A 20,942-nucleotide genomic window follows, 5' to 3' on the forward strand; every position below is an offset into this window, starting at 1 on the left:
TCTCCACGAAATCAGCAGCCAGGTTTGGCTACGCTCTTCTTACCGTGATGGCGATGTGGCAAACTGCACGCCTTAACAAAAGCTTGTGAGAGTGAATCCGATGAAATGGCTCTGTTCTGTAGGGATTGCCGTAAGCCTGGCGCTGCAGCCTGCGCTGGCCGACGAAATGTTTGGCCCGCACCCTTTAACGCCGGAAGCGCGTGATGCCTACGTCACCGACCTGCTGAAAAAAATGACCACCGATGAAAAAATCGGTCAGCTGCGTTTGATAAGCGTCGGCCCGGATAACCCGAAAGAAGCCATCCGCGAAATGATCAAAGCCGGGCAGGTGGGAGCCATTTTCAACACCGTCACCCGCGAAGACATTCGCATCATGCAGGACCAGGTGATGCTGCTCAGCCGCCTGAAAATTCCTCTCTTCTTCGCCTACGATGTGGTGCACGGCCAGCGTACCGTTTTCCCGATAAGCCTCGGCCTGGCGTCCTCGTTCAACCTTGATGCGGTCAAAACCGTGGGCCGGATTTCCGCCTATGAAGCCGCCGACGACGGCCTGAACATGACCTGGGCGCCAATGGTGGACGTCTCGCGCGATCCGCGCTGGGGCCGCGTGTCCGAAGGCTTTGGGGAAGACACCTACCTGACCTCGATGATGGGGCGCACCATGGTGGAAGCGATGCAGGGCAAAAGCCCGGCGGATCGCTACTCGGTGATGACCAGCGTGAAACACTTCGCCGCCTATGGCGCGGTCGAGGGCGGGAAAGAGTACAACACCGTCGACATGAGCCCTCAGCGCCTGTTCAACGACTACATGCCGCCGTACAAAGCCGCGCTGGACGCGGGCAGCGGCGGCGTGATGGTGGCGCTGAACTCTCTGAACGGTACGCCGGCTTCCGCCGACAGCTGGTTGCTGAAGGATTTGCTGCGCGACGAATGGAAATTCAAAGGCATCACCATCTCCGATCACGGCGCGATTAAAGAGCTTATCAAGCACGGTGTAGCCAGCGACCCGAAAGACGCGGTGCGCATTGCGCTCAATTCCGGCATCAACATGAGCATGAGCGACGAGTATTACAGCAAGTACCTGCCGGAGCTGGTGAAAAGCGGTGCGGTGCCGATGAAAGAGCTGGATGACGCCGCTCGCCACGTGCTGAACGTCAAATACGACATGGGGCTGTTCAACGATCCGTACAGTCACCTGGGGCCGAAGGATTCTGACCCGGTCGATACCAACGCGGAAAGCCGCCTGCACCGCAAAGAAGCGCGTGAAGTGGCGCGTGAGAGCATGGTGCTGCTGAAAAACCGCCTGCAGACTCTGCCGCTGAAAAAGACCTCCACCATTGCGGTGATTGGTCCCCTGGCGGACAGCAAGCGTGACGCGATGGGCAGCTGGTCTGCCGCAGGCGTGGCCGCGCAGTCTGTCACCCCGCTGGAGGGCATCAAAAATGCCGTCGGCCAGCAGGGCAAAGTGGTGTTTGCGAAAGGCGCGAACGTTACTGATGAAAAAGATATCGTCGAGTTCCTGAACCAGTACGAACCGGCGGTCACCGTTGACCCGCGCACGCCGCAGGCGATGATCGACGAAGCGGTGAAGACGGCGAAAAACGCCGACGTAGTCGTGGCCGTGGTCGGTGAAGCCCAGGGCATGGCGCACGAAGCCTCCAGCCGCACCAACCTGACGCTGCCGCAGAGCCAGCGTGACCTGATTGCCGCCCTGAAGGCTACCGGTAAACCGCTGGTGCTGGTGCTGATGAACGGTCGTCCTCTGGCGCTGGTGAAAGAAGATCAGCAGGCGGACGCAATGCTGGAAGCCTGGTACGGCGGCACAGAAGGCGGTAACGCCGTCGCTGATATCCTGTTCGGCGACTACAACCCGTCCGGCAAACTGCCTATGTCCTTCCCACGCTCCGTGGGGCAAATTCCAACGTACTACAGCCACCTGAATACCGGCCGCCCGTACGATCCGGAAAAACCGAACAAATATACCTCCCGCTACTTCGATGAAGCCAACGGGCCGCTGTATCCGTTTGGCTACGGCCTGAGCTACACCACCTTTAAAGTCGGTGATGTGAAGCTTTCCGCCCCAAGCATGAAGCGCGACGGCAAAGTTGAAGCGTCGGTTACCGTTACCAACACCGGCGACCGCGCAGGGGAAACCGTGGTGCAGATGTACCTGCAGGACGTGACCGCTTCCATGAGCCGCCCGGTAAAAGAGCTGAAAGGCTTTAAGAAAGTGGCGCTGAAAGCGGGTGAAAGCCAGACGGTCAGCTTCCCAATCGACATCAGCGCCCTGAAGTTCTGGAACGCGAAGATGAAGTACGATGCGGAGCCGGGCAAGTTCAACGTGTTTATCGGCCTCGATTCTGCCCGCGTGCAGCAGGGTGAATTTGAGCTGAAATAAAGCAGAGCATTATTAGAATGCAGCCACCTTTAAAGGTGGCTGTTTTTTTAGGTGTAATCAATGCTTCGTTGAAAATTAGCGTATTCCCTGATTATTTTCGCTGGCAAGATTTAGCTCGTTTAATACTGGCGCAACAGAATAGAATGAGCCGCAAACGACAATCACATCGTCGGCACTGGCGTCAGCTTTAGCCGCTTCCCAGCCGGATAAAATATCCGGGAAGCTTTTTGCCTTCGGTAAATACTGAGCAATATCTTCAGCTTTAGAGCTTCTGGGGCCCGCCTGAATACCACAGCAATACCACTCTCCGTTGAGGTCTTTTAACTGTTCAATAGTGCCGTTGATATCTTTATTAATAAGCATACCGATTACAAAAAGGTACTTTCCCTTTATGGGGAAGTTACGCAATCTTTCCGCTAAATATGCCGCAGCATGCGGATTATGCGCCACATCTAAAATCACCGTCGGTTGATGGCTAATGACTTGAAAACGGCCCGGCAAATTGCCTTTATCAATGACTTCACTCAGCGCGGTAAGATCAAATTTAAGCCCGCTGACGCGCAGAGCCGCTAGTGCGGTAGCCACGTTATCGCGTGGCATTTTAGGCTGGCTCAGCGGCGCAATTTCGCCGAGGTTATCGCTAAACGCCCATGCATCTCCACGGTCTGTGACCTGCCAGTTGACGCCACGCTGATGGGGAATCGCGCCAATATGTTCCGCATAGCGGAGCAATGATGCCGGTGCCTGAACTTGCCCAATCACCGCCGGACGTCCACTACGGAAGATGCCCGCTTTGATTTCGCCGATGGCTTCGGTGCCTTTCCCCAGCCAGTCTTCATGGTCCAGTGCCACGTTGGTAATCACAGAGACATCCGGCGTGAGAATGTTGGTCGCATCGTCCCGGCCGCCCATGCCGACCTCAATGATGGCGACATCAACCTGAGCCCATTTCATCAGGCAAAATGCGCCTAGCGTATTGAACTCGAAAGGCGTGAGCGTCGTGGCCTCGCGCGCTTTTTCAATTTCAACAAAAGCAGCAATGTGGGCGGCGTCCGACAGCTCCTGGCCCTGAATGCGCACGGTCTCTTTATAATGCATCATGTGGGGGGAGCTGAAGACGCCCACTTTGTGCCCTGACAGCATCAGCACTTTTTCAAGGGTATGGCAGGTGGTGCCTTTGCCGTTGGTCCCGCCGACCAAAAAGACAAAAGGGGCGGGCCGTAAGACATTCAGTTTGGCTGCCACGTCCCTGATTCTGTCCAGGCCCATATCAATGACCTGCGAATGAAGGCTGTCGATGTAAGCCAGCCAGCGGGGTAAGTCTGCGGTGAGATCGGGTATGTTGGCGCGGTTGCTCATCAAATATTCCTTGGTTAAGCATCATCACTTTCTGGGACGAAAACTGAGGCAGGGCCATATTATCCAGATAAAGAAAAAATAGGATCCGGCAGTTGTAAGCAATAAATAATGAGTTTTTGAAGCTATCTTGAATATTTAATCCACCGACAATTTAAGCGGGTTTGTACCGGCACAGCATCTTGTTTAGCATTTCACACCAACAAAAAACTCATAAAATAAAGATGAATAAAATGCGGCAGTGGAACGTTAGCTGAGTATGTCCGCTACCGGAAATACTCCATGCTTCGTATTCTTCTCAAAATAATCCTCGGGCTGTCGATTAGCCCCTGGCTTTATGCCGCGCCGGAAAGCTACAGCGTCCTTACGCCGCAAACGGCGATAGAACTTTCATGGCGCGCGTTTGGCGGGACTTCTCAGGCGCACCTCGACGGCGTCACTGGCTCACTTTTGCTGGATGCAGGGAACGACATGCACGACAGCATCAGCGTACGCATCCCGGCCGCAACGCTGCAGGCTTCAAACAGCCTGCTGACTTATCAACTGCAGAGCGGGCTATTCTTTGATACCGCACATTACCCAACGCTCTCGTTTAGCAGCACCAGGGTTGTGGCCCAGGGGGCCGGGCGTTACCGGATTTTCGGCCTGCTGCAGGTAAAAAATGTTCAGCATCCGGTGGTTTTGGAGGCGAGTCTGGATAACGCCCCCGCATTAACTTCAGGCCAAAATGCCCTCTCATTACGTGCCACAACGGTTATCTCCCGCGCCGCCTTTAATATGGATAAATTTGAGGCCGTGGTGGATGACAGTATTGCGATTGAGATTAAAATCCGCGCGAGGATTAGCTAGGTTTTTTAATGTAAGTATTTGTTGTATGTGTATTTAATTGCTTATTCTTTGAGGTGGTTGGTGTCCCTATTTTAACCTTTCAATTTTCCGTTCACCCGTAGATCGATTTCCCATATACGCTCAGATCACGGTGAACGTGCCAGGGGGCATTACGCCATGCCCCCTGACAACCCCCGGCGCCCGGCGAGCTCATCGCCGCTGAAGCGGTAAACCCACCGGTTATCACCCAAACATTCGGGGTCGTTCGCGATGCGTTCCCGACGATCGCTCTCTTTCGCTGTTCCCGACAGCTCAACCCCGCCTGAGTTGGGTCATAACCGGGGGTGCTGAGAGCCGGGAACAAGGGCGTGGCTTTGAGACCTGAAGCAACGTTAACGTTCCGTGTGGCTGCGGGTATAAAGCGAGGCACGGTTCCGGCTTAAATCGCCTCCGTTTTCTCTCCGACTGGCCAGGGTCCGGACGTCGGGAACGGCCGGAGGCTGAGAGCGTCGGGAACGCGTCTCAGCCGACCCAGGACTGGGAGATAAAACGGAGGTCTGCCGCTTCAGCGGTCGATTTATTTGGCCGGGAGTCCGGGGTCTCGGGGGAGTGACGGTGGCTCCCCCGAGCCGTTCACCGTCTCTGCGATGGCATATCAAACCGAACTGGAAGTGAACGGGACCTTAGCCGACCCTGCATAATCACGGGTATTTGCTGCCATAAGCCTGACCGGAAACCATCAATACAAATTCTGCGGCGTAAAAATCCCGTGGTGGGAAGTGCGTAAAGGAATCACTGTGGCAGGCGCTGGGGCAGGCGCAGCGCTGAGCGAATCAATAAAAGCTCTGGCCCACCACTGGCTGTCGTACCTTTCCACTTTGGCCAGCAGCTGCTGGTGGCGGCGTTTACGCTCGTGCAGCGGCATCGTCAGCGCGGAATAAAGCGCATGGCTTGCTTCGTTGGCATCGTAGGGGTTGATCAACACCGCATCCGTCAGCTGTTCCGCCGTGCCGGTCAGGGCCGACAGCATCAGTACGCCGGGGTCTTCGGCATCCTGCGCGAGAACAAAAGCTTTCGCCTCCAGGCTCATCCCCTCAGAAAGTGGGGTGAACATCGCCACGTGGGCGTTACGGTAAAACGCGTGAATCAAATCGGAGTGGCAAAGATGGTTGCGAATATAGTTGATGGGGTACCAGGTCGCATCCCCAAAGCGAGCGTTAATTTCTGCGCACTGGTGTTCCAACTGGTCGCAGAGATCCCGCGCCGACCACGAATAGCCCCTTGAAGCGTCAGAGATTTGCAACAGGCTGACGTCACGCAGGTACTCCGGGTGCGAACTTAGAAACGTTTCCATCGTATTCAGGTGGCAGTGCACGCCGCTGATATCGCTGATCGTGTCGTTGCTGATCACAATCTGGCGAGGGTAGTTCCGCACCGCTTCGGCGTTGGTGTGCGAAAGCGGCGGCAGGGTTTTATCCACGCCGCAGGGGAAAATCCCCAGCCGGATAATGTGCCCGTTGAGCTGAATAAGATTATCCGCCAGCCGCTCCACGCGGTAAAACCGCAGCGCATAGGCGAGGAAATTATTCACATCTCCGCTCGACTGAAAGCCGAGCAGATCGTAGCTGAACAGCGCCTGCATCAGGCTGTCGTGTTCAGGTACCGAACGCAGCACATCGCCTGGCGGGAAGGGCTGATGCAGGAAAAAGCCGCAGCGGTTGGTGTAGCCATCCTCTTTGAGCATCTTGCCGGTGAACAACAGATGGTAGTCCTGCACCCAGACGAGATCGTCAGGCTCGATTTTGGCGGCCACCCGCGCTTTCACGTCATGGTTATAGTTTTTCCAGGTGGTGAAATACTCTTTTTTATAGTGGATCAAATCCGGGCGATTGTGGAAAACCGGCCACAGCACCTGATGAATATAGCCCTGGTAAAAGTTGTCATACTCGTTGGGGGTCAGCACCCAGCTGTATTGCTGGTAGCCCGACTGACTGAAAAAACGCTCTTTTCTCTGCTTGTTCCCTGCGGCTATTTCACCGTTCCAGCCAAACCACAGGCCCGAATGTTTCTTCAGAACGGCATGAAGTACCGGAAGCAGAGGATCGCCGCGCTGCCCGCGTTCTGGTTCGCAGCGATTAGACAGCATGATAAGACGAGACATACATCACCTCAGGTTAGCATTCAGGTTAAGAGCACACGGGCGTTAGCGGGACAGCACCGCTTCTTCCTGGGTCACAATAGTTTCAAACCACGCCAGTTCCGCCAGCTTGTGGGTCACCCACTGGCGGGAGAACGCTTCCCCCAGGCTTTCGGCCATGTAATGACTTTGCTGAAACTCATCGATTGCGACGTGCTGGAACAGCGGCAGCTCAGGGGCAAACAGGGCTGAATTTTTCAGGGTATCGCTGTCGATATTTTCCAGGCCGTAAAGCATGCCGGTCAGAATGGCGGCCATCGCCAGATACGGGTTCACGTCGGCCCCGGCGAGGCGGTACTCAATGCGGCGGTTGCCGTCGTCAGAGCAGGGAATGCGCAGGGCGGCGCTGCGTTTGTTGTAGCCCCAGGAACTGAACAGCGGCTCGGTAAGGTTTTTGCGAAGCCGCCTGAAAGAGTTGACGTGTGGGGCAATAATGGCCACGGCGGCGGGCATTGTTTGTAGCATCCCCGCCAGGCAGAGCTGGGTCATTTCGTTCAGGTTTTCCGCCGGGGAGGCAAAAACGTTGTCGCCTTTGCGGTCGTTCAGGCTGATATGAAAATGCAGGCCGTTTCCGGCCAGGTGCGAAAACGGCTTCGCCATAAAGTTGGCCTGATAGCCAAACTTATCGGCCACGATGCTGGTCAGGCGGCGTAGCGCCAGCACGCTTTCGCACACGCCGACGATGTCTTTGCCATGCTTCAGGTTCAGCTCAAACTGCCCGGCTTCCGCTTCGCAGACGATACCGCTCAGCGGCAGCTTTTGATCGGCGGCGGCCTGCTCCAGCGCTTCAATAAAAGCGGTGTAATCGGAAGGGACGGGCATATAAAAGCAGCCCTGGGCCGGCACGTCCTGTTGGGCTTTGCTGACCAGGTAAAACTCTATTTCCGGCGCAGCGACCGGGTAGAGGCCGTGGTAATGAAACTTCTGCAGGACATTTTCCAGCACCACTCTGGGTTCTAGCGCGTAGCCGCTGCCGTCGCTCTGCTTCATGGTTAACAGCAGCTGCGCGTTGTGCTTCGGGTCGTGGGCGCAGGGCCGCAGCGTCCCCGCCACTGGCAGGCAAAGCCCGTCGGGCTCGTCGTATTCCACGCTGGCTGATGCCTGGCTAAAAGGTTTACCCTCGTGATCCATCGCGTAAACGGACTGCGGGAAATAGCAGCCGGCAGAGAGCGACAGCAGGCTGTCTACCGCGATGCGCTTGCCGCGAAAAGCCCCGTTGACGTCATTGAGGTAAATATCAACGTGCTTTGTGTCGGGGTGACGCTGCAGGTAGCGCTGTACCTCTTCGGCAAACTCTTTAGCTCGCTCCGCCGCTGGCTTTTGCCGCACTGACTGGCCGACGGATTCTTCATTGGATGAAGCCTGCGGCAAAGCGAAAAGCGTAAAAATGTTTTTAACGAGTGAGTGGTGAATGAGTGAGTTCATGGCGGTCTTTTTCTAAGCCTCTCGGCGACGAAAAGAGCATATTCACTGGCGTATAAAAAGAAGGTAAAAAAGCCCAGGCGGTGGGTAAAAAAAGTATAAATGGCAATAAGTGTGGGGATTTAGCCCGGCACCTGCGGCTGTCCGCCTGTCCAAACGAGTTCGCATATCATATACCGCTTAGTGCTTTCCCCAGCCGATTCAAACTCGGCTATTCTTTGTTTACTGCATGATTTTTAAGTAAAGAACAACGAGGAATAACTATGAACATATCAACACGTTGGGGTTTGGCAGGGTTAGTGATGTTGGCAACAGGCGCGCAGGCGGCGGAACCGGTGAAAGTCGGCTCTAAAATTGACACCGAAGGCTCTTTGCTCGGCAATATTATTTTGCAGGTTCTGGAAAGCCACGATGTAAAAACCGTGAATAAAGTCCAGCTCGGCACCACCCCGGTTGTGCGCGGGGCGATTACCTCCGGCGAGCTGGATATTTACCCGGAATACACAGGCAACGGCGCGTTCTTCTTTAAAACTGAAAACGATCCGGCCTGGAAAGATGCCCAGAAGGGCTATGAGAAAGTTAAGCAACTGGATTACGACAAAAATCACCTGGTCTGGCTGACGCCGGCCCCGGCCAACAACACTTACACCATCGCGGTACGTAAGGACCTGGCGGAGAAAAACCACCTGGTTTCCCTGGCGGATCTTAGCGAATACCTGAAAAAGGGCGGCACCTTTAAGCTGGCGGCTTCCGCCGAGTTTATCGAGCGCTCCGACGCGCTGCCGGCCTTCGAAAAAGCCTACGGCTTTAAGCTGGAACAAAGCCAGCTGCTTTCCCTGGCCGGGGGCGACACCGCAGTAACCATTAAAGCAGCGGCACAGCAAACCTCCGGCGTTAATGCCGCGATGGCCTACGGCACCGATGGCCCGGTTGCGGCCCTGGGCCTGGAAACGCTCACCGACCCGAAAGGCGTGCAGGCCGTTTCTGCGCCAACCGCCGTAGTGCGTGAGGCCGTGCTGAAAGAGTACCCGCAAATTGGCGACTGGCTGAAACCGGTCTTTATTTCCCTCGACCAGAAAACGCTGCAGCAGCTGAATGCTAAGATTGCCGTGGAAGGTCAGGATGCCAAAAAAGTGGCCGCTGATTATTTAAAGCAAAAAGGCTTTGTTAAATAGCCTGCTGGCGGCGTGCATTGTGCTTCAAAGCCCGAAATGCACGTCGTTATTTGGTCTGCCTCAAACAGTCGACAACGCCGGTTGTCGGCTGTTTGTCATCAATTAGCTGGAATGACGTTTGCTAAAAATTCATAACAGGGTACTGCTGCTGCTGGTGTTACTGCTGGCGGCCGCCTTGATGTTACTCCCGATCATCAACAACGCGCCTAACCGCCTGGTTTCCGGCGAGCCGCTGGGCGTCACCCAGTTGCCCGGCACGCTGTATTACTGGCTGGCGATTCCTTTTCTGATGCTGGCTGGCCTGACGCTGGCCCCCGCCCGCGCCCTCACTCAGCTGGTGATTATTGCCACCGGCGAGCTGCTGTTTATCGGCCTGCTGTTACTGCTGGGACACACCGCGAGCCAGCTTGCCCTGGAGGGCAGTTCCCTCGCGCGTACTTCCCCCGGCAGCGGGCTGTGGCTGATGCTGGCGGTTTGCCTGCTGCTTTGCGCCGATGCGGCTAACAGACTCACGGCCAGCCCTTTGTGGCGGCTCTTGCTGAATCTCCAGGTCTGGGTCGTCCCCGTCGCGCTGCTGGCAACCGGCTACTTCAGCGATCTTTCGCTGATGAAGGAGTACGTCAACCGCCAGGACGTGTTTGACGATGCCCTGAGCCGCCACCTGGCCCTGCTGGCCGGTACGCTGGCTCCGGCGCTGCTGATTGGCGTCCCGCTGGGGCTCCTTTGCTATCGCCGCCCGGCCTGGCAATCCGGCGTGTTTTCTCTGCTCAACGTGATCCAGACGGTGCCTTCCGTGGCGCTGTTTGGCCTGCTTATTGCGCCGCTGGCGGGTCTTGCCGCCTGGCTGCCGTGGCTGGGGAAAATGGGCGTGAGTGGGATTGGCGTCGCGCCTGCGCTGATTGCGCTGGTGCTTTATGCGCTCTTGCCGCTGGTGCGTGGCGTGGTGGCGGGTTTGCAGCAGGTACCGCGCAACATCGTGGAAAGCGCGCTGGGCATGGGTATGTCGCGGGCACAAATTTTCTGGCGAGCGGAGGTGCCGCTGGCGTTGCCGGTGCTGCTCCGCAGCCTGCGTGTGGTCTGCGTGCAGACTATCGGCATGGCGGTTATCGCCGCGCTGATTGGCGCAGGTGGATTTGGCTCGATTATTTTCCAGGGGCTGTTGAGCAGCGCGCTGGATCTGGTTCTGCTTGGCGTGATGCCGGTTATCGCCCTGGCGGTGATCGTCGACGCGCTGTTTAAGCTGTTTATTTCTCTGCTGGAGGCAAAATAATGATCGAGTTCGATCGCGTCAGCAAATACTTCCACGGCGAAGCGGCGGTCAGTGATTTGACGCTGAACATCCTTGAAGGGCAATTCACCGTGCTGATCGGCACCTCCGGCTCAGGCAAGTCCACCACGCTGAAGATGATCAACCGCCTGGTAGAGCACGACGAAGGGCGCATTCGCTTTGCCGGGGAAGAAATCCGCAGCTTTGACCCGAAGGCGCTTCGCCGCCGCATGGGCTACGCCATTCAGTCCATCGGCCTGTTCCCGCACTGGACGGTGGCGCAGAACATCGCCACGGTGCCTGAGCTGCTGAAGTGGCCGAAGGCGAGAGTGGCCGAACGTATCGACGAGCTGCTGGAGCTGTTAGGCCTGGACGCCGCGCAGTTCCGCGACCGCTATCCACACCAGCTTTCCGGCGGGCAGCAGCAGCGCGTGGGCGTGGCCCGTGCGCTGGCGGCCGACCCGGAGGTGCTGCTGATGGACGAGCCTTTTGGTGCGCTGGACCCGGTCACCCGCGCGACGCTGCAGCAGGAGATGATCCGCATTCATCAACTGCTGGGGCGCACCATCGTGCTGGTGACCCACGACATTGACGAGGCCTTAACGCTTGCCGACAACATCGTGCTGATGGACGGCGGCAAAGTTATCCAGCAGGGAGCGCCGCTGGAGCTGCTGACCAACCCGGCCAACGACTTTGTGCGTGATTTCTTTGGCCGCAGCGAGCTTGGCGTCCGGCTGCTTTCACTGCGCCACGTCGCGGACAGCATTCGCGCCGATGAACGTCTGGAAGGGGAACCTATCCGGGCAGACATGACGCTGCGCGAAGCGCTCTCGCTGTTTATCGACCGCCAGTGCGAAAAACTGCCGGTGGTGGATGCCCAGAATCAGCCCTGCGGCGTGCTGCACTTTAGCGACCTGGTCAGGAGGAGAGAACATGCGCCTGCTGCGTGACCCTTTGCTGTGGCTTATCGCGCTTTTTGCTGCGCTGCTGGTGCTGCTGCCCTACACCAGCGGGCTGTTTAGCTGGCTGTTCCCGCAGCTGACCAGGCCGATGTACCAGCAGGACAGCTTTGTCTCTCTGGCGCTGGCGCACTTAACGCTGGTGGGCATTTCCAGCGTGGTTGCGATGGTGATTGGCGTGGGGCTGGGGATTCTGGTCACGCGTCCGGCGGGGGAAGAGTTTCGTTCGCTGGTGGAGACCATTACCGCCGCCGGGCAAACTTTTCCGCCGGTGGCCGTCTTAGCCGTGGCGGTGCCGGTGATGGGGTTCGGGCAAGAGCCGGCGATCATCGCGCTGGTGATTTACGGCCTGCTACCGATTTTACAGGGGACGCTGGCGGGAATTGGCGCCGTGCCTGAATCCGCGCGCGAGATTGCGCTTGGCATCGGCATGAGCCGCGGGCAAATGCTGCGGAAAGTGGAACTGCCGCTCGCCGCGCCGGTTATTCTGGCGGGCATCAGGACGTCGGTGATTATTAATATCGGCACCGCAACGATCGCGTCTACCGTGGGCGCTAACACGCTCGGGTCACCGATTATTATCGGGCTAAGCGGCTTTAATACCGCCTATGTGATTCAGGGCGCGGTGCTGGTGGCGCTGGCGGCAATTGTTACTGACCGCCTGTTTGAGCGCCTGGAAAGTTACGTCACGCGCCATGCAAAATAACGATGTAGCCGACCAGCATCACGCCGCCAATGCCGCCGATCGCCATAACCAGCATTCCGCCCACAAGGGCCATTTTTGACAGTTTCATCCGTTGCTCCGTTTGTTAACGAAGCGATTATAAAGGGAAGCGGGGTTGTTAATGAACCTTTGATTGTGACGAAGAGGGAAAAAGGCCATTTTCCCTCTTTATTGCCGTCAGTCCGTGGGCTGTCTGCGCTCAACGTTACCCAGCACAAAAACGGGCAGCCCTGCGCTGCGCCATGATTCAATCTGGTCTATTTGCCGTTCTCCGGGGCAGTCACCGCACCAGACCAGCAGCGTTTGCCGGTCAAAAATCTCCGGTTTCAGGCTGCTCAGCGAATTAGCCAGCACGTCGACCCGCCAGCCTTGCTGGCTGGCAATCCACGCCGCCATCCACAGCCGCGTTGTGTCCTGCACGTTCCAGCCCACGACTAAAGCATCTCTGCCATTTTGCTTGCGCGCGGTGGCAATACACATCGCGATATAGTTGATCAGAGCGCCGTCCAGCAGGCTAAGCAGCGCGCAGAGCGCAATTTGCTGCCCGTAAAGGCGGCGACGCAGCGGAAGATAGAGATGTTGCACCAGCGTGTGCGCCGGATAGATACGCCCAATGTCGGCTATCCAGGCGCGGAGCAGGTTGGGGTTGCCGCTTTGCAGATGGCGGAGCAGCGTTTCCTGCCGCTCTCCCCAGGCGTGTTCTTTTTCCCGGTGTTCACCGCTGAGTAGGCCTTTGACTTTGCTGACCTGCACGCCTTGCTCGATCCAGGTTTGGATCTCGCGAATCCGCTCGATGTCGGCGGAGTCAAACAGGCGATGCCCGCCGTCGCTTCGCTTAGGTTTGAGCAACCCGTAACGCCGCTGCCAGGCCCGGAGGGTTACCGGATTAATATTGCAAAGCGCAGCCACTTCTCCGATGGAATAAAGCGCCATAACGTCACCTGATACCTTAAGGGGAGGCCCTTACTAACTGTAGTAAGTTCTGGTGAGTTTGGCTTCATTGGGCGAGATTTCTTGGGGGATTGGCGTTGTTGCTTAATCACATTTCTCTTTCAAATCTTCCACAGATATCTTTCGCTCCGCAGTTATGCCGTTCACCGATAATTAAGTTTCCCTTGTACTTTCAGAGCACGTGAACGTGTCAGGGGGCATTACGCCATGCCCCCTGACAACCCCCGGCGCCCGGCGAGCTCATCGCCGCTGAAGCGGTAAACCCACCGGCTATCACCCAAACATTCGGGGTCGTTCGCGATTCGTTCCCGACGATCGCTCTCTTTCGCTGCTCCCGGCAGCTCAACCCCGTCTGAGTTGGGTCATAGCCGGGGGCGATGAGAGTCGGGGACAAGGGCGTGGCTGTGAGACTTACAGCTACCCAAACGTTCAGAGTGGCTGCGGGATTGAAGCGAGGCACGGTTCCGGCTTAAATCGCCTGCGTTTTCTCTCCGACTGGCCAGGGGCCGGGCGTCGGGAACGACCGGAGGCTGAGAGCGTCGGGAACGCATCTCAGCCGACCCAGGACTGGGAGATAAAACGGAGGTCTGCCGCTCACGCGGTCGATTTATTTTGCCGGGAGTCCGGGTTCTTAGGGGAGTGACGGTGACTCCCCTAAGACGTTCACCGGTGCGGGGGCTGCATATAAAACAGGACTCAAAGTGAACGGAATATTAGCCAGTCTTTCATAACGCCTATTTATGACTAAGAGACAGCTCTGGACCGGCTTAATCCTCGAAGTACCAGTACCCCTGGTTAATCAGCGCCGTCAGCTGGCGGATAAATTCGTCATCCTCCACGGCGGCACCCAGCTCCGTTTTGGTCAGCCGGGTATAGCGGCACATTGACACGGCGGCGGCCTGATGGCTAACGTCCAGCGGTTCACTGTTGACGAAGAAACCCTCGCCAACCTGCAATACCCGCAGCCCGCTCAGGCGAATCAGCTCTTCTCCGCCAGCCAGCGCGGCGGCCACTTCTTCGGGCTCGTAAGGCGGCTCCGCAGATGCAATATCCAGCTCGTGCCGCGGCGTGGTCACAAAGCTGCCGAACCACTGGTTGAACGCTTCCGGCTGGCTAATCAACGCCGTCATCATGTCGCGCAGGCGTTCCAGCTCGTAGTTTTCTACTTTGCCAGGGTTTACGCGGCAGGTGAGATCCGGGTCGCTGTAGTGATCGCCGCCGAGGTCATTTTCCAGCACATAATCGGCAAAGCTGCTGATTAAGTCGCGGCTGTTTGGCCCGCGGAAGCCAACCGAATAGTTCAGCGCCGTTTCATGGGTAAAGCCGTCGTGCGGGAAGCCAGGCGGAATGTAGAGGATATCGCCGGGGGCTAAATCTTCATCGATGATCGGCGTGAACGGCTCAACGTGCAGCAGCGCTGGGTGCGGGCAAAACTGCTTCAGCGGCAGCTTATCGCCCACGCGCCAGCGGCGGCTGCCCATCCCCTGGATAATAAACACGTCATAGTTGTCGATATGCGGGCCAACGCCGCCGCCCGGTACGGAAAACGAAATCATCAAATCATCCAGCCGCCAGTCCGGCAACACGCGGAAAGGGCGCACCAGCGCGGCGGCGGGTTCGTGCCAGTGATTAACGGCCTGGGCCAGCAGCGACCAGCCGGTCTCGCCGAGATTATTAAAGTGTTCAAAGGGGCCATTGCTGGCGTGCCATTTTCCCTCTTTAAAACTGACCAGCCTGCTGTCGACTTCATTTTCCATTGCAAGGCCGGCAAGTTCGTCGGGCGTTATAGGGTCGACAAAATTAGGCAGTGCGTTTTTGAGCACCACCGGCTTTTTCTGCCAGTACGTTTCCATAAACGCTGGCCAGTTGAAATTAAGTTGATAATCCACGGTTATTTACCCCTGTGCGGAAGGAGGCCGATTATAGAGAGCGGCGTCCGCCGCCGACCTTGTCATGGGTCAATCTGCCGCTACATTCCCGCTTTTTCTCCGGCCAGAAAACGCCGGGGCTATCGGTTTTTTCTGATTTTATTTTAACGTTCAACCGGGCTGCAGCCCTTGCTGTGGCTGGTTTTTTCTGGTTTTACACAGAGTTAAAGAAAATTTAGCCTGGAACCGGAACTGAATTCTTACCACTGACTAAGCGGAGAACGTGTTTGACTGTTAAGGGGTAACAGCATGGGATTAGGAATATCGGCTTTTATCAAGCCAGGGCGAGCCATTAGCGACCGTGAAATTACCGATTTACAGCAGGGGCGGTCATGCGCCTCAGCGATAAAACAAAGCAAAGCGCCACCCACGCAAATCGCGTCGGGGTCACTGCACGCCGAGGCCGGAGCTACGCTGCCCCCCGGTGGACTAAGGCAGAGTGCGGCAAATACGCAGACGCCGCAAAAAGGAATGTTCAGCCGTTTTTTAGGACGGCATCGCAGCGGACAAGATGCCGCGCAAATTACGATTCCCGCCACGGCAAGCGCTTCTCGCGCGAGCAGCCCAAGTCTCTATAGCCAGGCCAGCGCTTCTCGTGCCACTAGCCCAAGCCTTTACAGCCAGCCCAGTGCCAGTTCCGCCAGCGTTTATAGTCAGCCGGATGTGTCCGACCCGAACGCCATCCCCAGTAATGAAGTCGGAACGCCTGGCAGCCACTTTGCCGAGCTGCCGCTGGAGATTGAGCCTGAAAAAAACATGCTGCTGGAAACCCGGCTATCGCTCGATAAAAAAGGGCGGCTGGAGATCGATACGCCCGCAACCTCTGCGCCTCTACATGCCCTGATGGAAAAAACCATCGGCCATGACCGCCTGCGTTATCAAAATCACCTGGCCAGCGACGACGGCCATCAGCATGTTTTGCTGGATAAAGAAGGGCGGTTGATGACGCTGCGCAGCCAGCCCGGCGCGTTTATTGCCCTCAGCCACAGTCAGCAAAAAGTGGAGTGGCGGGAAGTACATCCTCCCCATCGGGGATTTATGCGCCGCCAAAGCCTGGCGCCCGCCGGGCAGCATCTTTCCTGGCACGACCGCCAGACCGTCGAGATTGGCGGTGAGAAAGTGCGTCTGCCGGAAACGGGCATCCGCGACCGCCTGACGGACAGCGTTACCGACGGCGACGGCACGCGCTACCGCCTGCACGACAAAAAACTCTTTAGCTTTGACAGCGCCGCCAACGCCTGGCAATCGCTCTCCGGCGAGGACGATAAACTCTCCTCCCTGTCGCGCCAGAGCGACGGCATGCTGTGGCGAGTGAACGACGACAAACAGCTTGGCAGCGCCGTGGGTGACACGATCAAGGTCAATTTTGAGCACAAAATCGATCACTATGCGGTAGGCCCGAAGCGCGATGCTCTGGTGCTGCTGAGCGACGACGAGAAGAAGCCGCAGGTGGCCTATCTGGCCAACCTGGCGGCGACCGATCCTCAGCCTAAAATGCTGACGCTGCCCGAGAACATGACGCTGAAGAAAACGGCGCTGCACGGCCCGCTGCTGTTTGCGCTGGACAACAATGGCCGGCTGCACTGCGGCGACAAACCTGATGCACAAAGCACGGCGCTGACCTTTGGGGAAGCCCGGCACAAGCCGCTGCTGGATAACATCACGCAATACGTGGCCGCGACCGTTGAAGATGGCGCGCGAATCGAAGATATGCTGGCCGATGAAACCGATCGCCTGCACCTTATCGTGAAGGATAAGTACGACCAGAAGCACGCCATTACCTTCCACTGGCACGGCGGCGATCTCAAGCCGCAGAGCAGCTGGAACCTCAGCGACAGCCTGGTGCTCGACTACCAAAAAGGGCTGCCGCAGGTCACGCCTGCCGCCCATGATGTGGTGGATCTCGGGCGGCTCGGCAAGCTGGCTTTGCACGACGGCAAAGTGCACTACTTCAACGAAACTACCGGCCTGTGGGCCGCTTCCGACGAAAAAGCGGACAAGCTGCAGTGCGGCCTGGACGGCCAGCCGTGGCTGATGAAAGACGGCGAGCTGAAGCGCCTCAAGGTCAACCTGAGCAGTAACAAAGTTGACCACGGCAGCAACGTTTTTGCGCTGCCGCAGGTGACCAAAAGCGTAAGCGCCGATCTGGCCACGGCCGGGTTGGACAAAGCCGAGAAAGCGCAGGCATTCACGGCGATCGACAGCCGCCGCTATCTGGCGGTGAACGAAAAAGGCGATATCGGCTTCCACCACATAGACACCACCACTCGCCGCAATCAGCGTGCCACCCAGACGCTCAGTCAGGCGGCTCTGCAGCAGCAAATTGAGAAGCTGGTCCCCGGCAGCGCGGGGAAAGAGGATGCGGCAAAAGTCAGCGATCTCGCCCTCGATGAAGACAAGCAGCTTTGGCTGTTAAGCAAAGAGGGGAGCCTGTTCAGCCTGCCGGAAAACGGCTGGAGCAGCGGCAAAGCTGACGGGTTAGCGAAAGCCACTCTGCCGGCAAACGAGGACGGCAGCCAGCCTGAACTCACCGCGCTGCAAACCTCGGCTAAGGGGCAAGTCAGCGCCCTCGACAAGCAGGGCAATACGTTTGTCTTCAAAGCCGGAGACTGGGAAAAAGGCGACCCGGCGACCGCGCCGGTGGCGGAACCCAACATGGCTCGCCAGCACTACGAGCGCCTGACGAAAGCGTCAAAAGACTGGCGCCTGCCGGGCACCGGGATCACCTTCAAACGCGAGGTAAACTTCCTCGGCCAGACCGGGCAGGACGGCAAGCAGGTTCGGACCTCGTTCCGCACTCGTCTCAGCACGTTTGTCTTCCGTCCGTCGCTGGAATGGCCGCGCCCGATAAAAACCGCCGCCTATTCTATTCAGCACCGCTACGCCGGGCGTGAAGGGCTGAAAGACGTCTACCAGCAGCAGGGGGATTTGACCCAGCGGCTGAAGGCGCTCTCGCAGCAGCCGGGCAGAGCGGCTCCGCGCCCAGGCTTAAGCCAGCGTCTCGAAATCATGAGCGGGGAAACGGCGCGCCAGTGGCAGCCGCAGGAAAAGGCGCTGCTGGAAGAAATGAGCAGCTTTGCACGCCAGCTTTCCGACAGCAGCACGCATTACTGCGAGCAAATTGGCCAGCACTATGGCGTGCGTGACGAACGCCGCCAGGAGGCCACGCCTTCTCGTTTTGGGCTGAACCATAGCCAAAGCGGGGCGCTGAACCCGTCGAGCAGCCGCCAGGATAATTTGACCGGGCAACTGAACGAATTGCTGCGGCGCTATCCGGCCGATAAAAGCAACCACGCCGGGGCGATTATTGCCGAGCTGGAAGCGCGGCAAATAACTCTTAACCACCAGAAAGAACAGGTCCCGATGGGGCGCCAGCGCGATATCCATGACGACATCGGGCTGGTGAAATCCAGGGTAATGCTGGACGTGCTGGCGCTGAAATCCCTGCATGATTCGGTGGATGAGCTGCAGCAGGCCTCGCTGCTGGGCGAACCTCAGCGTTCAGCCAAAATGACGGAAATTGCCGCCAACGTGGCCCGGCTAAGGGACAGCGAATGGGGCGGGAACGTGATTAAAACGGTCACCACTCAGGGCTTCGGCAACCACAAGTCGCTGGAGGCCAACTATGACGCCATCAAGGCAATGACCAAGGCGTTCAGCAAAGAAAACCACGGCGTTAACATCAATACCAAAACCGTGATGCAGGCGGAAAACCAGCGCGAAATGCAGGACAAAATGGTCTCCACCGTGCTCTCGCTGGAGAGCGGCGAAAACCTGGCGTTCAGCCGCACCTATGGGGCGTCTGCCACCGCCACGGTGGCACCGGGCACTCAGGTTGTGGCGGGCGTTGGCGGCAAAGTGGGTGCAGATCGTGGCTACACTATGAGCTTTTCACGCGGCGATACGGGAATTAACGTCAGCTTCGGGCGCACCGGTGCCGTGTCGGCAACCGGCATCGTGGGCGTCGGCTACAACGTGCTGACCGACTACAACAAAACCCACAAAGTTTACCTCGACGGTGACCATAAGCACCCGCTGTCGCAGGGCGTTCGCCTGGGCGGCGGCGTCACGCTGGGCGGGCAGCTTCAGTCCCAGCACGGTGTCTCGTTTGAACTGGCGGAGCACGAAATCCCCGGTTTTATCGAACAGCTGAGCAGCGGCACGCTGGATCCGCTGGAGTTTTTGAACCGGGGTGCCAACCATAGCGTGAAAAGTGGCGCAACCCAGAGCTTCAGCGTGGACATCAACGCCGCCGCGCTGGCGAGCGTTGGCTTCCCGTTTACCGACAGCCACGAGAAAGATTTCCCGACCAGCGCCCGCCTCGGCGGCGGCGTCTATGCCAACACTAACCTGCTGGCGGGCAGCCGCGAACGAACGGACTCACGCAACGCCGAAGGGCAGGGCGTCAGCCACAGCGACCACCGCCTGAGGGCATTTAACCAGATGAGCGCCGGGGCTAACATCGCCATTCCGGTCAGCACCACCCTTCAGCCGAAGCACAAAGATCCCTTCTCGGTGGGCGTCGGCGTCGGGGCCAGCGTGCAGCTGTCAATCAACAACCGGACGACGCACAGCCTCACCGTAGACTTAAAAAATGCCCAGCCGGTGGAGGGCGTTCACCTGGAAAAACTGATGACCACGCTGGGCAAGCAGTTCACCGACAGCGCCTCCACGCAGCTGCTGGCCAAACTGAAAGAGGAGCCGAAAGAAGGGGAGCTGCCGATCTCCGTGGCCGATAAGCTCAGCCAGCTGGATGCCCATTTTACACGCTGGTATCCGCCTGCCGATAACGCGAAGGCGCGCCGTCCGCTGCTCGACACGCTGCAGCAGCTGACCGCCCGGCAGCAGCAGGCCGACTCGCTTTCCGTGCAGAATACGCAGCCGGAACCGACCAATGCCGAGGTGGATGCGCTTATCACCGGGCTACGCGGCGAGTTTACCGACCTCGCCAGCCGCCAACTTCTGGATGAACTCACGCCGGCGGAAGGGGCTCCACGCCTGCCGATGTCAGCCGGAGAGCGGCTGGGCAAGCTGGAAACCCACTTTGCCCGCTTTATTCCGCCGTCGCGGCACCACGAGCTGACGGGCAACGGCCCGCAGGCGGCGCTACAGTCGCTGCAGCAAACCGTGCGCCAGCAAAATGCGGTGCTCAACCAGCAGCAGCTGGTGAACAAGGCGGAATACCAGTCCACCTATAAGAACCTTTCGCGCATCGACAACAACGGCTTGTTCCACTTTATGCGCCACTTTATGGAAGGTGAGTTTTCGCCGAGTAACGCCGACCGCATTACCCAGATGATGGGCGAGGATTACCGGCTGAAAGCGCTCCTGCGCGGGCTGCAGGATAACAGCAGTTCCCAGGCGGTGGTCTCCCTTGAGCTGAAAACCAAGCCGCGTGAAAAGCTGGCCGACCAGTGGGCAAACCATACGGTCACCCAGGACTCGATTGTCGATCTGTTAAAAGATCGAGACAAACTGCGACTGAAATCTATCGCGTTTACAAAAACGCAGAGCAAATCCGATGGGTTCTCGACGCCGTCATTTTTACTCGGCGGCTCTAACGGCGTGTCGCTGTCGATGAACGAAAATCTGGGCACCATCAACTTTAGCTACGGCGATGACGACAGCGCGCCGCTCAGCTACACCGTGGACGGTGGCGTGGCCCAGGCAGAAAAAGAAGTGAAATCGGCGCTGCAAGACGCCGCCGAGGCGGGATTTATGGTGAAAGGAGGATAAG

General features: G+C 57.8%; 13 protein-coding genes. 7 read left to right on the forward strand and 6 right to left on the reverse strand.

The features are described from left to right. Positions 1-100: 100 nt before the first annotated feature. Positions 101-2,398 carry a beta-glucosidase BglX gene (gene bglX, locus WFN87_RS15910; RefSeq protein WP_336982267.1) on the forward strand — a complete coding sequence of 766 codons (2,298 nt, stop codon included), beginning with the start codon at positions 101-103 and terminating at the stop codon, positions 2,396-2,398. A gap of 75 nt (positions 2,399-2,473) precedes the next feature. Here the strand turns inward: bglX and folC are convergent, their stop codons facing one another. Next, positions 2,474-3,757, reverse strand: a complete 1,284-nt coding sequence (gene folC, locus WFN87_RS15915; protein WP_336982268.1) for a bifunctional tetrahydrofolate synthase/dihydrofolate synthase — start codon at positions 3,755-3,757, stop codon at positions 2,474-2,476. Between the two features lie 279 nt (positions 3,758-4,036). On the opposite strand from folC, the gene WFN87_RS15920 reads away from it, so the two are divergent. Then, a complete protein-coding gene (locus WFN87_RS15920) occupies positions 4,037-4,603 on the forward strand; it encodes a YceI family protein (RefSeq protein WP_166995385.1) in 567 nt (188 codons plus the stop codon). Positions 4,604-5,321: 718 nt separating this feature from the next. On the opposite strand, the gene WFN87_RS15925 is transcribed toward WFN87_RS15920, so the two are convergent. Then, complete coding sequence (locus WFN87_RS15925) at positions 5,322-6,743, reverse strand: alpha,alpha-trehalose-phosphate synthase (UDP-forming) (protein ID WP_336982269.1); 1,422 nt, start codon at positions 6,741-6,743, stop codon at positions 5,322-5,324. Between the two features lie 42 nt (positions 6,744-6,785). Then, positions 6,786-8,204: a glutamine synthetase family protein gene (locus WFN87_RS15930; RefSeq protein ID WP_336708603.1), complete on the reverse strand. Its 1,419-nt coding sequence runs from the start codon at positions 8,202-8,204 to the stop codon at positions 6,786-6,788. Between the two features lie 260 nt (positions 8,205-8,464). Here WFN87_RS15930 and osmF point away from each other — a divergent pair, with 260 nt between their 5' ends. The 4 genes from osmF (at position 8,465) to WFN87_RS15950 (ending at position 12,308) form a co-directional block, all read left to right on the forward strand. Continuing rightward, complete coding sequence (gene osmF / locus WFN87_RS15935; protein WP_166995391.1) at positions 8,465-9,376, forward strand: glycine betaine ABC transporter substrate-binding protein OsmF; 912 nt, start codon at positions 8,465-8,467, stop codon at positions 9,374-9,376. A 118-nt stretch (positions 9,377-9,494) separates the two neighbouring features. After that, positions 9,495-10,646 (forward strand): ABC transporter permease, encoded by a 1,152-nt coding sequence (locus WFN87_RS15940; protein ID WP_286180333.1) that lies wholly within the window; start codon positions 9,495-9,497, stop codon positions 10,644-10,646. After that, on the forward strand, positions 10,646-11,593 hold the full coding sequence (locus WFN87_RS15945) for an ABC transporter ATP-binding protein (protein ID WP_336982270.1): 948 nt from the start codon (positions 10,646-10,648) through the stop codon (positions 11,591-11,593). Before WFN87_RS15940 ends, WFN87_RS15945 begins: the two co-directional genes overlap by 1 nt. After that, on the forward strand, positions 11,577-12,308 hold the full coding sequence (locus WFN87_RS15950) for an ABC transporter permease (RefSeq protein ID WP_336982271.1): 732 nt from the start codon (positions 11,577-11,579) through the stop codon (positions 12,306-12,308). Before WFN87_RS15945 ends, WFN87_RS15950 begins: the two co-directional genes overlap by 17 nt. Here WFN87_RS15950 and WFN87_RS15955 read toward each other — a convergent pair. From WFN87_RS15955 to WFN87_RS15965, 3 genes are all read right to left on the reverse strand, one after another. Then, positions 12,289-12,381: a hypothetical protein gene (locus WFN87_RS15955; protein ID WP_409335219.1), complete on the reverse strand. Its 93-nt coding sequence runs from the start codon at positions 12,379-12,381 to the stop codon at positions 12,289-12,291. The two genes, WFN87_RS15950 and WFN87_RS15955, sit on opposite strands and share 20 nt — an antisense overlap. A 122-nt stretch (positions 12,382-12,503) precedes the next feature. After that, a complete protein-coding gene (locus tag WFN87_RS15960) occupies positions 12,504-13,259 on the reverse strand; it encodes a MerR family transcriptional regulator (RefSeq protein ID WP_166995393.1) in 756 nt (251 codons plus the stop codon). A gap of 785 nt (positions 13,260-14,044) precedes the next feature. Next, positions 14,045-15,166 (reverse strand): ribosomal protein uL16 3-hydroxylase, encoded by a 1,122-nt coding sequence (locus tag WFN87_RS15965; RefSeq protein ID WP_336982272.1) that lies wholly within the window; start codon positions 15,164-15,166, stop codon positions 14,045-14,047. 288 nt (positions 15,167-15,454) lie between these two features. Between WFN87_RS15965 and WFN87_RS15970 the strand changes: the two genes are divergently transcribed. After that, positions 15,455-20,941 carry an AvrE-family type 3 secretion system effector gene (locus WFN87_RS15970; protein ID WP_336982273.1) on the forward strand — a complete coding sequence of 1,829 codons (5,487 nt, stop codon included), beginning with the start codon at positions 15,455-15,457 and terminating at the stop codon, positions 20,939-20,941. The last annotated feature ends 1 nt before the right edge of the window (position 20,942 follow it).

The sequence above is a fragment of the Cedecea sp. AS113 genome, assembly GCF_037152415.1.
Taxonomy (GTDB): Bacteria; Pseudomonadota; Gammaproteobacteria; order Enterobacterales; family Enterobacteriaceae; genus Cedecea.

Bases quoted from the DNA above. Each gene is read 5' to 3' on its own strand.
- bglX (WP_336982267.1), top strand. From the start codon at position 101: ATGAAATGGCTCTGTTCTGTAGGGATTGCCGTAAGCCTGGCGCTGCAG.
- folC (WP_336982268.1), bottom strand. From the start codon at position 3,757: ATGAGCAACCGCGCCAACATACCCGATCTCACCGCAGACTTACCCCGC.
- WFN87_RS15920 (WP_166995385.1), top strand. From the start codon at position 4,037: ATGCTTCGTATTCTTCTCAAAATAATCCTCGGGCTGTCGATTAGCCCC.
- WFN87_RS15925 (WP_336982269.1), bottom strand. From the start codon at position 6,743: ATGTCTCGTCTTATCATGCTGTCTAATCGCTGCGAACCAGAACGCGGG.
- WFN87_RS15930 (WP_336708603.1), bottom strand. From the start codon at position 8,204: ATGAACTCACTCATTCACCACTCACTCGTTAAAAACATTTTTACGCTT.
- osmF (WP_166995391.1), top strand. From the start codon at position 8,465: ATGAACATATCAACACGTTGGGGTTTGGCAGGGTTAGTGATGTTGGCA.
- WFN87_RS15945 (WP_336982270.1), top strand. From the start codon at position 10,646: ATGATCGAGTTCGATCGCGTCAGCAAATACTTCCACGGCGAAGCGGCG.
- WFN87_RS15950 (WP_336982271.1), top strand. From the start codon at position 11,577: ATGCGCCTGCTGCGTGACCCTTTGCTGTGGCTTATCGCGCTTTTTGCT.
- WFN87_RS15955 (WP_409335219.1), bottom strand. From the start codon at position 12,381: ATGGCCCTTGTGGGCGGAATGCTGGTTATGGCGATCGGCGGCATTGGC.
- WFN87_RS15960 (WP_166995393.1), bottom strand. From the start codon at position 13,259: ATGGCGCTTTATTCCATCGGAGAAGTGGCTGCGCTTTGCAATATTAAT.
- WFN87_RS15970 (WP_336982273.1), top strand. From the start codon at position 15,455: ATGGGATTAGGAATATCGGCTTTTATCAAGCCAGGGCGAGCCATTAGC.